Genomic DNA, 14,390 nt, shown 5'->3' with positions numbered 1-14,390 from the left:
TATATAATTCGGTTTTACCAAATAGTTTTATGTAGAAATTGCGATAATGGCGGACGGATTATAAAATAAGGCTTACGGAATATTCCGTAAGCCTTATTTTCCCGGCATTTTTCGCCGGACGCAACTGCCCGCCGTCCGTTATTCGTCGTAAATCAGTTCGAAATCGTCGACCCACATTTTACTGTCGCGGCTACCGGTGAAGTAGTCCCCGTATCTTGAGGCCGAGCATACCAGTACGAGGTGGGTCGGAACGATGTTCGTCGCGTTGTATTCCAGTTTGATCGTGAACTCCTGCCAGCCTTCGGTGGATTGCGAGAATACCAGTTCTCCGTAAGCGACTACCGCCGGGCTGTTCGGGTTGAAGAAGGTGTTTTTGTCCCGCGTGTCGATGCAGATCGGTATCTCGTCGGTGCCGACCAGCGGATCGCCGTCTTCTTTCTCGCAGACGCCGTATTCCTGGGGAGTCCACGTGCCCAGCGCGAAATAAATGATTCCGTTGTCGGGATCGCCTTTGGCGATGGTCGTTCCCGGGGGCTGGGTCGTGCCGACGTCGGTAATGTTTCCGCAGGTATATTTTACCCATCCGTGCAGTGCGGTGGGCCGCAGCGTGAACGGGCGGCCGAAGCCGACGATGCCGTTCGTGCCCCTGGTGCCTATATACTTGCCTACGAACAGGTTGCCGGCGGCCAGCTTGCCTACTCCGGCGATGCCGACGAGTTTCGATTCGAGCCGGGCGGCGTATTGCCCCGGGCTGCCCGGCCGCGTTTCGGCGACTTTGTCGGTCAGCGTCGTGCCGGCAATGGCGGCGCCCGTATTGCCCGTGCCCCAGTAGGCCCCGTCCCTGGTCGGACCCGGGTAGACGATGTCTTTTTCCGTGCACCATTCTTCGAACCCTCCGCCGGTCAGTACGGCTTCGGGATCGGTCGTCAGCGTCGTTACCGGCGAGAGGTCGTCGTCCGAAACGGCCACCACTTCGTAGGCCGTTTCGGGTTCCAGCCCGGCGATGCGGGTATGGAACGCCCCGCCCGACACCTGGATCTTGTCGGAGGGCACTTCGATCCACTGAGCGTCGCCTTGTTTGCGGTAACGGAATCCGAGCGCCGCGCCGCTGCGTCCTTCGGCATAGAGCCAGATGATCCGCGACCAGGCGTCGGTCTGCGTGAACTGCACGGTCACTTCGGTCGGAACGACGTACAACATCCATTGTTCGGTGAAGTCGTGGTATTTGATTTCTACCGACCGGAACGTTTCGAACGAAGTCAGTTCTTCGGCCGCGGGGGTCATGGTCGTGATGTCTTTCGGGCCGAGTTTGAGTCGGGTGATCCGGATGTGCTGCATGTCGGTTCCGGTAGGGACGTACGCGCGGGCGATTCGTTTGTCGGGGTCGAATTCGGCGGCGCCGATCTGCGACTCGACCGTGAAAAAGCGTTCGATCGGTTGGTCGGCCCGCAGTGTCCAGTCGTAGTCCTGGTAGAGCGACAGAACGACGGACAGGTCGGCCCGCAGGTCGAATTCGCCCGACAGCGGAATCGACGAACGTCCTCCCTCGGTAATCGTTATTTCGCTGATCGGAACCCGGCTGATGTCGGTCGTCTCGTCCAGGTGTAGGGTGACGATCCGGTTTTTGGTGTCGATGTCGGAACTTTCGCAGGTGAAGCCCTCGCCCTGTACCGACAGGATGTCGATGGATACGACCGGATACGGGATGTCGTTGCGGATACAGGCCCCCAGCGTCAGCGTCAGTAACAGGATACAGTAGCGTCGAATGTTCATCATGGTATCGTTTACAGGTGTATGTTCAGCCCGATCCGGATGTTGGCCAAGTTCAGGCGGAAAAGCATTTTCGAGGCGTGGCGGGTTCCGACGACGTTTCCTTCGGGGTCTTTCTGCGTCACTTTGTTGAACTGGATTCCTCCGAGTCCGAACGAGAGCGTGCCGCACACGTTGGGAAAAATATAGACGGCCACGCCGGGATTGAACGAAAAGCGGAACTGCAGGTTGTCGCTGTTGGTGTATTTCATCTTTCCGTCGGATTCGTAGGCCAGGCTCGTCGAACCGGTCTTGACCGCGAACTCCAGTTCGGCGAAGAACCCGAAATGGCCTTTGGCATCGATCCCGGCGTACGAACGTAGGAACGCCCCGTAGGAAGCGGAGTGGCTCTTGAGGCTGACGTTTGCGAAAGACATGTTCACGTCGTTGACTTCGCCCAGGTCGAGCGTGGCGCTTCCCAGATTGCCTTCCATCTGCGTATAGCCGAAACGGGCGCCGACGCTCAGGTTGTCTTTGATGAAGTAGCCGAACGACGGGTTGACCGTAAAGATGCTGCCGCTGAGGTTGATCCCGTCGAGGATCAGCATGTAGTCGGTATCGTCGCTCGACAGGGTGCCGTACGAAACGGTGATACCGGCCGCCATCTCGCCTTTGTAGACGAACTTGATCTTGTTGATCTCCCGGTCGATGCGACGACGGGTGGGTAAAAACGGTTTGGTTTGGGCCGTTGCGGATTCTGCGGGCTGCAACCCGGCCTGCGGGACGGGGGACAAGGCGACCGTATCGTTTTCGGCTGCGGGCGTTTCGGGGGAAGCCGCTGCCGCGGGCGACCAAACGGCGCCGAGTCCGGCCAGTATGCTGAGAAAAAGGATTCGTTTTTTCATCGTGTCTGCCGAATTAAAGATAGAACGCCACCCCGAGGCCGATGGAGAAAATATTGACCTTGAAATTCATCATGCTGCTCGACCGTTTACCGACGGTTACCTGGTTGTGCACCTGCTTGATGCTGCTGTAACTGATCCCCATGACGCCCACGTTGACCTCGAAGGCCATGTTGTTGGTGGCGAATGCGACCAGCCCGGGCGAAATACCCAGCGACAGCAACAACCCCGTTTCGTAAGTTCCCTTTACCGGAGAACCGGATGCGAACTTGGCCTGCGAGCCGCCGATGGCGAACTGCATCTCGTTGAACAGTGCGAAACGCTTGTTGTTGCCCAGCGGGATATACTGCCGCCAAATCAGCGCCCCTTCGTAGACATGCTTCAGCGAGTAGTACGAATCTGCTTTCAGGTCGATGCCGGTGTCGTCGTCGCCGAGCTGGATGCTGCCGCTGTCGATCCGCAAGTAGGTGCGCGAGTAGGTGAACCGGGCGCCGAGGGCCATATTGTTCGCTACGGCGTAGGCCAGTACCGGGGCGATCTTCACGGTATGCCCTTCCGAGTTGATTCCTTCGATCACGACGAACGTGTAGTCTTTGTTCGAGTGCGTCGAAAAGGAAGCGGTCATTCCGGCGACCCACTGGCCTTTGGGAACGAACGTGTTGGATAGGCTGATGAGCCCGCGTTCTTTTTTCAACGGCTGCCCGGAAATCCTATCCGCGGTCTCATACGCCGCCGGAGCGGATGCCGGCGACTCTTGCGCCAGCATCCGCCCCGGGCAGGACAGACATAGCAGGATCAGGGTGAAAATTCCGCCTTTCATGCTATGATTTAATAGATAAATTCGACATCGTCCAGAAACAGGTTACTGTCGGTGCTTCCCTCGAAATAGTCGCCCCGGTAACTGGCCGACGCCGTTACCATCAGGACGTTTGGTTTTTCGGAATTGTACTGTTCGCGGTAGTTGATCGGGATGGTCACTTCGGTCCACTGCGCTACCGACGATTCGATCATCAGGTCGCCGTAACCGAGGATGTGGCCTTCCAGCGTCGAAGCGTCCGACTTTTTGGTATAGAGGAATTCGTCCGAGGGCGAGAAGGCCGTTTCGTCGGCATCGTTCGTGTTCACCACGTGGCAGGTGGCTCCGGCTTTGGTCATCCGGATCAGGCAGACGAAGATCCGCCCCTTGTCGCCGCTGCCGACGTTGCATTTGTACCATACTCTGAGTCCGGTCGGCTTTGCGTTGAACGTAAAAGGACGTCCCATGTTGACGGTTCCGCCCATGCCCGACACTGCGCCGAAAGAGCCGACGAAAATATTCCCGGCGGCCAGTTTACCGATGCCCGCCATGTTCGGGAATTGCGTTTGCAGTTTGGCGCAAGTCGTTCCGGAAGATCCCGGTCGGGGGTCGGCTTCGCCGGTAGTGAGATTGAATTTGTCGCCGAGCGAAGTGGCGCCCGGGTTGCCCGTACCCCAGAATTCGGTTCCGCCGCTGGCATAGGGATACCACGCCTTGCCGGACTTCTGCCACTCCTCGAATCCTGCGTTCGGCAGTTGGATGCCGGCTTCGGTGTTGACGCTCCGCACGGCTCCGTTCTCGGCTCCGTTTTCGAGCAACTGGCATTCGTAAGTGCGGCCGGCTTTGAAATCGGTCGCTTGGGCCGTATAAGTGTACCCGTCCGCGCCTTTCGATGCGTTCAGTTCCGTCCAGGCGTCGGTGCCGGCGATCCGGTAACGTATCTTGATATCCGTGCCCGAGGGGTTGGTGACGATGGCGTTCAGGTTCGCCGTGCCGAACCACAAGTCGGTCGACGAAGCTCCCGTCGCACCGGCTACCGCGACGCGCGCCGTGGCTTTGCCTTCGCTGTTGTCCGTATCGGTCATCAGGAAACTCAGTTCATTGACGCCGCTGGTCAGTTTCGCGAAGAAAGTGCCGTCGAGCGACAGCGAACTGTTGTATTCGTCGATTTTTTTGAAGGCGATTCCCTCCGCTGCGATTCCGTCTACTGCTGCGCCCCCGGCCACGACGTCGTACTGCTGCCCCCCGGCCGTCATTTTCAGCGACGAGAGCGGGTTGATCGAAGCGATTTTGAACTTCACCGGGTCGAGATAGTATCCCGTAACGTTTCCGATCGGGAATCCGTCCCCGGTCAGCGTCGGTTGCGGGCTGAACGTGAAGCTGTCGTCGTGCGCGCTCTCATACTCCCGCACTTTGACGTTCACGGTCAGGTAACCGTCCGGGGTTTTCGAATATTTGAGCGTCAGCGTGTACTGCATACCTTGCTGCGGCAGTTGGATTTTTCCGGTTTTCGTGCCGTTCTTGTCGATCTCCGGGTCGGAACTTTCGCCGAAAAATCCCCAGCTCAGGTTCTGCGTCCCTTCGGGCAACAGGAAATAGCCTACCGTGTCCTCCGTATATTCCAGCGTCGGAACCAGGTTGTTTTCAGCGTCCGTCCGCGAAAATTCGTCGGATGCGCAGACGTAAAGCCGGCGGCTTTTGTCGAATTTCTGCGTGATGGTCGCATCGAATACGGCACGTACCACGATGTTCGTTATCTTGCATACCACCGGGACGATCTTCGTCTCGTGCGCCGCCAGGTCGAACTCGGACGCTCCGGCGTAACTCTTGTGCGTGAAGGAGGCTTCGCTGTTGTCGCCCGCTTCGACGGTTACCTTGTATTTCCCGGCGGCCAGGTAAAGGTTGGCGGGCACGTCGGTGGCGGGTTTGTATTTGCGGATCAGACTTTCGGTCGCGCCACCCTGGCCGTCCGGTTCGACTTTGTACAGCCGCAGCGTGCTGATGGCCAGTGCGTCGTATTCGGCGGCTTTGGATTGTCCCCCGTATCCGGGAATATCGAAACTCAGTTGCAGCATTCCCTGTCCGTTTGTCGGCAGGCTGCCGTCGGCATCGCTTTTACCGCACGATGCCAGCGCCAGCGCCAGGCAGGAAATCAACGCGATGACGGGATTGATATGTTTTTTCATCTTCGTATCGTTGTCCGGTTAATTTTTCGTTACATACAGTCGGATAGTCTTCGTATTGGTGCCCGACGCATCGGTGACCGTCAGACGGAAGTCGCAGTTGCCTTCCTTGTTCAGCAGCGACAGCAGATCCATAAATCCGGAGATGTCGAACGATAACGTTTTCTGTCCGGACACGGCCGCTCCGGTCGGGAATCCGAATCCTTCCAGTTTGGACTGGAATTCTCCCGGATTGATCAGGTCGAGATGCGAAGCCAGGCCTACGCTTTCCAGTTCGCTGGCCGGAAGTACGTTTTCGCTGATGATGTCCACCGTGAATCCGGTAAATCCGGTTTGCGAGGTCACTCCGATCAGGATCTCCATGCCGATGTGGTTGTAACGGGTGTCGAAGTCGTAGGTCTTCGAACCGCTTTTGTTTGTCCATACGATGCCCGGTCCCGATTCGGTGGAACCGCTTTCGGTCACGCGGATATTCAGTTTCGTGTAGGAAGTGCGGCCCTTCGAATCGACGGTCACGAATTTTGCGGTATGCGTTCCTTCGTATTGATAGAAGCCCGACATGCCGGCGTCTTTCACGGTGGCCGTCAGTACGGAGGTAGAGGCCTCTTTCATCACGACATACGGCGCGTTCGCTTCGTTCTCGGGCCACAGGGGTACGGTGCGGTTCTTGTATCCTGCGGCATCGACGGCGGCCAGGAAGTCGGCGTTGTCCGACTCGAAGACGAGGTTGACCGATTTGACGGTCGCGCCGTCTTCCGGCGTAACGACGGCTTTCAGGTTTTCCGTCCATTTGCCGAGCAGCTCGTCGTACATCGACCCGGAAATGGTGTACCCCTGCGCGATGTCCTTGCCGTCGAGCGTCACAACCGGCGATCCTTCGTCGGAGATATCTTCGTCCGGGATCGTCTCCTCGGCGAAGGCGTACAGTCGCATCACGTCGACGTCGATCTTCTGGTCGTACACCCAGTTTTCGACGGTGATCTGGAATTGCACGTTCCCTTCGTTGGCGTTCAGTACGTTGATGGTGATTTTGCGCCATTGTCCGGCCTTGCAGTTGGTGATCTCTTTCGACCAGTTGACCGTCACGTATTCGGGCGTCGCGTCGCCGGGCGCTTTGTTATATTGGCCGGATAACAGGATTTTCAGCGTATTCGCCGTTTCGACCGCCTTGAAATAGCCCGCTTTGCCGGCGTTGGCCGCCTCGCGGTCGAAAACCAGCGCGTTGTCGCCGATCGACAACGTGACCGCCAGCTTCTCTTTACCCGCGGCTTCTGCATCGGCGTCGGACATGAACAACTTCTGGAGATCCTGCGTGAGAGTTACCGTCGTGCGGATGTTCGCCAGCGTGCAGACCAGATCGTCGACCGTCGTTTCGTTGTTTTTGATCACGCTTTTGGTCACCGAACCGGCGTAAACCGGTTTTTCCCAGTCGGCATAGGTCGTGCCGGCCATGTAGTCGGCGTAATCCGGCGATTCGGCGGAGACTGTGTAGGAGCCCGGTGTCAGCGGCATACGCTGGTTTTCCGCTTTTTTGAGGTCTGCATAGACGTGGTTCGTCTGTTCGCCGGTTTTGGCGTTGCGGATGCTCACCTTGTAGTTGTCGGGGGCTTCCGAAACGGAACCCGCTGCACGGGTCATCGCCGCTTTCGTGCCGTTGGAGTAGGGGATTACTTCGGCATCGTCCGCCACCGTAACGCTCATCGCGGACATGACCAGATAGCCCGTTTCCGTCTGCGGGTCGCCTCCGTCGCCGTTGCCGCCGAAATCGACCGATTCGTCCTTGCAGCCGGACAGCATCAGCGTCATTGCCGTCAGCGTTACTAAGGTAAAGGTTTTCATATCGTGTCAGTTTTTTATTGTTTCGTTTTCGGTCAGGCGTCGGGGTTCAGTTCCACGTCCACCTCTTTGATTTCGATCGGGGAGTCGTCGAGCGAAACGGTGATGCTCGCCTGTCCCACCGCCCCTGCGTCGAGCAGGATCGTATGCCATGTCCGGGCCGCGGTCGTGCCGATTTCCGTTTCGGGGAATTCTACTTTCACGCCGTTGGTTTTCGTCGCCGAACCGCTCAGGAAGAGTTTGGTGGCCGCTTTCACGAAAACGGGGAGCGTGCCGGTAAGCGGTTTTGCGGTCGATCCGGAAAAGCCCGACCGGAAGCCCGATTCGGTGCGGACGGTCAGGTCGTAATCGGTATAATATTGCCTGAACCATTCGGAACAGCTCAGCGAATAGACCGAGTTGACCAGCGACAGCGAAACCTGCTCGGTCGTGGTCTTGCGCGCCACGACGGTAAATTGTTTGGTTCCCTTGAAGCAACCGGCGTTTTCTCCTTCGGTATCCGGATTTCCGTAAGAAAAATCGGCCTGATAGTCGCCCGCCTGTAGCAACGGCTGGTCGTAGTCGGACATTACGTCGTACGAAGCGACGGTGCCGATGCCGCTCGAAATTTCCAGCCGCAAGTTTTCCGTACCCGGGATATATTCGGCGGGTAGCGTCCGGGTATCTGCTTTGCTGGTTTCCGCGATGTCTACCGCCGGTGAAATCGTGCAGTAGAAACCGACCGAGCCGTTTCCTGTCGCCTGCGGACCGGACCCGACGTCTTTCGAACAGCCGGAGGCCCATATTGCCGTTATGGTCAGGATCGTTAAAAGTTTGCTTTTTTTCATTATCCTAGCTGGTTTGGTTCTGTTATTTTATGGAAACCCGTATATTGTCTATGTAAACGTAGGTATCGCCTGCTGTTATCGTGGATAAGCCTTGCCCGTCTACCCGAAATGAAGCTCTCCACGATAGGCGGTGTTTGTTGGTGCATCCGGTTACGGTGATGTTCCTGTGAACAGGCAGATTCGTATAACTGCCGTTCGTACCGGGTTCTTCGGTCAGAAATATGTTCTCGATCGCATTGCCGTCCCCTTTGATCGTTCCCGTCTTGGTGTCGGTGCCGAAGTCGTATTTGGAATACATGACGGTTGTTTTATTCAGTATTGTGTTTCCGTTTTTTTTCGTTCCTCCCACGTCGTATGAAACGAGCAAAGAGACATTCGCGCCTTCCTTGAGACCGGTCAGGTGGGGAGTGTCGATCCGCCCCCGGTGATTGTCTCCTTTGTCGGGATCCGTCACAATGGATGATCCCAGGTAACCGAATATCATGGCCGAGGTGTTGGCCTGGATTCCGAACCGGGAAGCCGACCAGCCCGTAAGGTTGTATTTTCCCAAGTCTTCCGTGTTGTTGTTCCTGTCGCTTCCGCCCGCTCCGCCGAAGTCTTCATAAAACAGATACGGTACGGTCAGGCTGATTTCAGTGTGGGCTTCCGCTGTGAAATCGACGGCCTTGTGTGAAGTTACGATGGCATGTTCCGAATCGTATGAAAAAGATAAACCGCCGTTGCGGATCAGGTCGCCGTTGGCCCGGCCGTCCACTTCGTTGTAGAAGCCGAGCATGTATTTATTCTCCGCATTGACCGTGAACGACTGTTTGTTCGTTCCGTTGCGGAACGTCGCCCCGTCCGGGGCCGTTACGGTGAAAGAATTCGGTTCTTCGCCGAGGTTGTTGCCCGTGATCGAGAAGTCGAGCCACGTGACCGGCAGTTCGTCCGGAACCGTCAGCGTGACCGGCGTGATCCGTCCGGCTTCCAGCGTTCTGTCGATCGGCACGCTGAGGCTTCCCGACTGGTAACCGTTCTCGTCGTAAGCCGTGAAACGGACGTCGCCGCTGATGTTGCCCGGACACAGGAATAGCCATACGTAATTTCCGTCCGGATTATCCTCGGTCGATTCGGTCAGCGGATTTTTCAGTTCGGCGATGACCGTGTTGCCGCCTTCGGTCAGCTGCGGCGCAGCGGTCGGGTCGGCCAGATCCATCGTCATTCTTCCCACTACGGCTGCGGGAAATTCGACTCTCAGCCGGCTCACCCGTTCGCCCCATTGGTTGCGGCCGACCGGAACCTGTACTCGCATGACGTGGCACTGGTGAATGAAGTGCATCGCCAGGGTTTCGCTCCCGGCCGTCAGCGCCGCTGCGGTTACCGGACGGGCCAGCATGAAATCGCAGTTTCCTTTATAAGCGCCGTGCGAGGTTTGATCTTTGATGTCGTAATCGCGCATGTCGTAGGTTCCGTCCTGCACGGCGGGCAGCGTATAGGTCGCCCGGGTGCCGTCCACGGATTCCGGCGCGGGATAGGCGGCGTAATAGGTATAGTCGCCGGCTTCGAGGTCGGACATCTGCGTGGAAAACAACGCTCCCCACGGGTAGGGACGGAAACATTCGAACGTCTGTCCGTTCAGCGCTTCGTCGCTTCCCGCCGGCCGCCAGTAGACCCGGATCGCATCCAGTTCCGACCAGTATACTTTATCGAGATTGTCGCCGCCGATGATCGTTTTCGAATGACTTTCCTGTTCCGGGGGTGCGAAAGAGGCCGTTTCCTGAGCGGCGCGAATGAAGATTTCGGTTTTGCCCGGTTTTTTGTCGGACGGACAGTCGTCTTTGGCGCACCTCGTGGCAAGGAGTGCTACGAGCGGCAAAATAATAAACGGCAGCGTTTTTTGTCTGGCAGTTTTTTTCATCATCTGGTTTCACGTCGGAAAGCGAATCCGGCATTCGCTGTCTTTCCGAGGTTTTGTCGATACGGACTTCGGGCTTTTGTCTGTATGAATGTGTAAGTTACACTGTCAAATTTATTTATTATAACGGAGTACGCTCGTAAAAGTTACAAAAATGATAGAAAATGTCTTGATGTCTTGTGAGGGGGACGCAACGATAAAGCCACGATCGTTTCGATCGTGGCTTTGCATAAAAACGCGCCGTTTGATCTATGCGGCGGGAATGGATGGAACGATCAGTACTGCTCCTTTTCGTTCGGGAAATCGCCGCTTTTGACGTCCGACACGTAACGGCTCACCCCGTCCGTCATAACCGAATACAGGTCGGCGTAGCGGCGGAGGAAACGCGGCGAAAATTCGTTGTTGATCCCCAGCATGTCGTGAATCACCAGCACTTGTCCGTCGACGCCGTTTCCGGCCCCGATGCCGATCAGCGGGATTTTCAGTTCCGAGGCGACCTGCGCGCCGAGCGTCGCAGGGATTTTTTCGAGGACGATTCCGAAGCAGCCGACCGCTTCGAGCAGGTGCGCGTCGCGGATCAGCTTTCGGGCTTCGGCTTCCTCTTTGGCCCGGACGCTGTAGGTGCCGTATTTATGGATCGACTGCGGGGTAAGTCCCAGGTGTCCCATGACCGGAATTCCGGCGCAAAGGATGCGCTGTACCGACTCAAGGATCTCTTCGCCCCCTTCCAGTTTGATGGCGTCGGCTTCGGACTCCTTCATGATCCGAACGGCCGAGGCGAGGGCTTCCTTCGAATTGCCCTGATAGGTTCCGAACGGCATGTCCACCACGACCAGCGCTCGTTTGACGGCCCGGGTTACGCTACGGGCGTGATAGATCATGTGTTCGAGCGACATCGGCACGGTGGTTTCGTAACCGGCCATTACGTTGGCGGCCGAATCGCCGACCAGCACCACGTCCACGCCGGCGCTGTCCACGATCCGCGCCATCGAATAATCGTAGGCGGTCAACATGGCTATTTTTTCCCCGCGGCTTTTCATCTCCTGCAGGCGGTAGGTGGTCACGACCCGCGTTTTATTATCTGTCGACATAATTTTCACAGTTTAGACAGGGCAAATGTAAAATTATAATTTGCAACGGGCAACGATTTTTCGTTTTTTCGAACGGACTTCGTTTCCGTGTCGCCGCCGGTTACTGTGCCGCTTTCGATGCCCTCCATTGCCGGAAAACTTCCCACAGCACCACGCCGCCCGATACCGAGACGTTCAGCGAATGTTTGGTTCCCCGCTGCGGGATCTCGATGGCTCCGTCGCACAAGTCGACTACCTGCTGCCGTACCCCGTTCACTTCGTTGCCGAAAACCAACGCATAGCGCTTTTCGGGCTTGTAACGCCAGTCGTCCAACATGACGGCGCCTTCGACCTGTTCGACGGCCAGGATCGTATACCCCTGCGCTTTCAGTTCGTTCACCGCATCCGCGGCATCCCGGAAATACGTCCACTCTACGGTCGTTTCGGCTCCCAGCGCGGTCTTGTGGATCTCCCGGTCGGGCGGGGTGCCGGTGATCCCGCACAGGCAGAGCCGTTCGATGGCGAAAGCGTCGCCGGTGCGGAAAAAAGAGCCTGTGTTATTGCCGCTACGCACGTCGTCCAGCACGACCGTGACGGGACATTTTTCCATCGCAGCGAACGCTTCGGCCGAAGGACGCCCCAATTCCTGATTTGAAATTTTACGCATATTTTCGATTGAATATCCGCTGCAAAGATAGTTTATCTTAAAATAATTTATTAACTTTGAGCAATTTTGTTCGTTCGACGAAACGGTTTGGTGCGTAACGGGTCTGAAAAACGGCGGACTGAAGAGTATCGGAAATTTTCATAAAAATTCAGATAATCTAATACTATTAACCGTTATGAGTAACACACCACTTATTTTCTGGCTCGTGCCGGTCGCCTCGCTGATAGCGTTGGGCTTCGCATGGCACTTTTTCCGCTCGATGATGAAAGAGAGCGAAGGCACTCCCCGTATGAAAGAGATCGCCGCGCACGTCCGTAAAGGGGCGATGGCCTACCTCCGGCAACAGTACCGGGTGGTTGCGATCGTATTTCTGATCCTCGTGTTGTTCTTTGCGTTTCTTGCCTATGGCCTCGGTGTGCAGAATCCGTGGGTGCCGTTCGCGTTCCTGACCGGCGGCTTGTTTTCCGGGCTGGCGGGTTTTATCGGGATGCGTACGGCGACGTTCGCTTCGGCGCGTACGGCCCATGCCGCCAGCCAATCGCTGAATAAGGGGCTGAAAGTCGCTTTCCGCAGCGGAGCCGTGATGGGACTGGTCGTCGTAGGACTCGGTCTGTTGGATATTTCGGTGTGGTACCTGATCCTGAATCATTTCATCGACGCCACCGGGACGCAAAAGCTGATGATTATCACGACGACCATGCTGACGTTCGGGATGGGGGCTTCGACGCAAGCGCTGTTCGCCCGCGTGGGAGGAGGTATTTATACCAAAGCGGCCGACGTGGGCGCCGACCTGGTCGGTAAGGTGGAAGCCGGGATTCCGGAAGACGATCCGCGCAACCCCGCTACGATCGCCGACAACGTAGGCGATAACGTGGGCGACGTGGCCGGTATGGGCGCCGACCTGTACGAAAGTTACTGCGGCTCGATTCTCGCGACGGCCGCACTGGGCGCAGCCGCCTTCGCGAGCAGCGGTATGCAGATGCAGGCCGTGCTGGCTCCGATGTTGATCGCGGCGGTGGGCATCCTGTTGTCGGTGATCGGTATTTTCCTCGTGCGGACGAAAGAGGGGGCTACGATGAAACAGTTGCTCGGCGCGCTGGGCATCGGCGTCAACGTCAGCTCGGTGCTGATCGCTATCTGTACGTTCGGGATACTGTACGTGTTACAGATCGACAACTGGCTCGGGATTTCGTTTTCGGTGATCGTCGGCCTGCTGGCCGGTATCATCATCGGGCAGTCTACCGAATATTATACTTCCCACTCTTATAAACCGACTCAGAAGATAGCCAAAAGCTCTGAAACGGGACCAGCGACGGTAATCATTTCCGGAATCGGAATGGGTATGATCTCGACGGCGATCCCGGTAATCACGATTGCGGTAGCGATCATCCTCGCCTTCCTGTGCGCGATCAATTTCGACGTGCAGCACATGATTTCGGCCGAGAACATCAGCAAAGGGCTTTATGGGATCGGTATCGCGGCGGTGGGGATGCTCTCTACGCTCGGGATTACGCTGGCGACCGACGCTTACGGCCCGATCGCCGACAATGCGGGCGGTAACGCCGAAATGAGCGGACTCGATCCGGATGTGCGCAAACGCACCGATGCGCTGGATGCGCTCGGTAATACGACGGCCGCCACCGGTAAAGGGTTCGCGATCGGTTCGGCCGCGCTGACGGCGTTGGCGCTGCTGGCTTCCTATATCGAAGAGGTCAAGATCGGGATGCAGCACATCGGGGAGACGACCCTGCAACTGGCCGACGGTACGACCAAAGCCATTGCCGACGCCAATATCCTGGATATGATGGACTATTTTCAGGTGACTCTGATGAATCCGAACGTGCTGGTCGGCGCCTTTATCGGCGCGATGATGGCGTTCCTGTTCTGCGGACTTACGATGAACGCCGTCGGCCGCGCCGCGCAGAGTATGGTCGAGGAGGTGCGCCGCCAGTTCCGGGAAATCAAAGGTATTCTCGAAGGCAAGGCGACTCCGGATTATGCGCGTTGCGTCGCTATTTCGACCAAAGGGGCCCAGCGCGAAATGCTGTTCCCGTCGATTATAGCGATCGTCGTTCCGATTCTGGTCGGCTTCATTTTCGGCGTGGCCGGGGTGATGGGGCTGCTGATCGGCAGCCTGAGCGCCGGATTCGTGCTGGCCGTGTTCATGGCCAATTCGGGCGGGGCTTGGGACAATGCCAAGAAATTTATCGAGGAAGGTAATTTCGGCGGCAAGGGTTCCGACAACCATAAAGCTACGGTCGTGGGCGATACGGTGGGCGATCCGTTCAAGGATACGTCCGGCCCGTCGCTGAACATCCTGATCAAACTGATGAGTATGGTTTCGATCGTGGTGGCCGGCTTGACCGTTTCGATGCATTTGCTTTAGGCGGTTTCCGTTTGTGACAGTAAATAAAAGGCTCCGGTCAGCAACCGGAGCCTTTCGTATTGTTCGTGCGCGGGACGAAC

General features: G+C 57.0%; 10 protein-coding genes. 1 reads left to right on the top strand and 9 read right to left on the bottom strand.

Going from position 1 to position 14,390, the window contains the following annotated elements:
* Nucleotides 1-138 precede the first annotated feature (138 nt).
* The 9 genes from PGR91_RS04125 to PGR91_RS04085 all read right to left on the bottom strand — a co-directional run bounded on the left by PGR91_RS04125 (nt 139) and on the right by PGR91_RS04085 (nt 11,924).
* A complete protein-coding gene (locus PGR91_RS04125) occupies nt 139-1,776 on the bottom strand; it encodes a PCMD domain-containing protein (protein ID WP_101570997.1) in 1,638 nt (545 codons plus the stop codon).
* 8 nt (nt 1,777-1,784) lie between these two features.
* Nucleotides 1,785-2,654, bottom strand: a complete 870-nt coding sequence (locus PGR91_RS04120; RefSeq protein WP_101570995.1) for a hypothetical protein — start codon at nt 2,652-2,654, stop codon at nt 1,785-1,787.
* Nucleotides 2,655-2,667: 13 nt separating this feature from the next.
* Nucleotides 2,668-3,471 carry a hypothetical protein gene (locus PGR91_RS04115; RefSeq protein WP_055205526.1) on the bottom strand — a complete coding sequence of 268 codons (804 nt, stop codon included), beginning with the start codon at nt 3,469-3,471 and terminating at the stop codon, nt 2,668-2,670.
* Between the two features lie 8 nt (nt 3,472-3,479).
* Nucleotides 3,480-5,633, bottom strand: coding sequence for a PCMD domain-containing protein (locus PGR91_RS04110; protein ID WP_118656946.1), 2,154 nt, complete (start codon nt 5,631-5,633; stop codon nt 3,480-3,482).
* Nucleotides 5,634-5,651: 18 nt separating this feature from the next.
* Nucleotides 5,652-7,469: a DUF4493 domain-containing protein gene (locus PGR91_RS04105; RefSeq protein WP_101570989.1), complete on the bottom strand. Its 1,818-nt coding sequence runs from the start codon at nt 7,467-7,469 to the stop codon at nt 5,652-5,654.
* 32 nt (nt 7,470-7,501) lie between these two features.
* The gene (locus PGR91_RS04100) at nt 7,502-8,293 is read right to left on the bottom strand and encodes a DUF4493 domain-containing protein (protein ID WP_055205529.1); all 792 of its coding nucleotides are present in this window, start codon (nt 8,291-8,293) and stop codon (nt 7,502-7,504) included.
* 22 nt (nt 8,294-8,315) lie between these two features.
* Nucleotides 8,316-10,193 carry a fimbrillin family protein gene (locus PGR91_RS04095; RefSeq protein ID WP_118656948.1) on the bottom strand — a complete coding sequence of 626 codons (1,878 nt, stop codon included), beginning with the start codon at nt 10,191-10,193 and terminating at the stop codon, nt 8,316-8,318.
* A 269-nt stretch (nt 10,194-10,462) separates the two neighbouring features.
* Nucleotides 10,463-11,278, bottom strand: a complete 816-nt coding sequence (gene panB, locus PGR91_RS04090) for a 3-methyl-2-oxobutanoate hydroxymethyltransferase (RefSeq protein ID WP_055205531.1) — start codon at nt 11,276-11,278, stop codon at nt 10,463-10,465.
* Between the two features lie 100 nt (nt 11,279-11,378).
* Nucleotides 11,379-11,924, bottom strand: coding sequence for an RNA methyltransferase (locus PGR91_RS04085; RefSeq protein WP_055205532.1), 546 nt, complete (start codon nt 11,922-11,924; stop codon nt 11,379-11,381).
* 175 nt (nt 11,925-12,099) lie between these two features.
* Here PGR91_RS04085 and PGR91_RS04080 point away from each other — a divergent pair, with 175 nt between their 5' ends.
* Entirely contained in the window at nt 12,100-14,310 is a 2,211-nt protein-coding gene (locus tag PGR91_RS04080; RefSeq protein ID WP_101570984.1) for a sodium-translocating pyrophosphatase, read from the top strand.
* Nucleotides 14,311-14,390 lie beyond the last annotated feature (80 nt).

Source organism: Candidatus Alistipes pullistercoris, assembly GCF_027665465.1.
Classification (GTDB): Bacteria; Bacteroidota; Bacteroidia; order Bacteroidales; family Rikenellaceae; genus Alistipes_A; species Alistipes_A hominis.
Note: the sequence above shows the minus strand (reverse complement) of the source record. Positions and strands in the feature narration are given on the sequence as shown.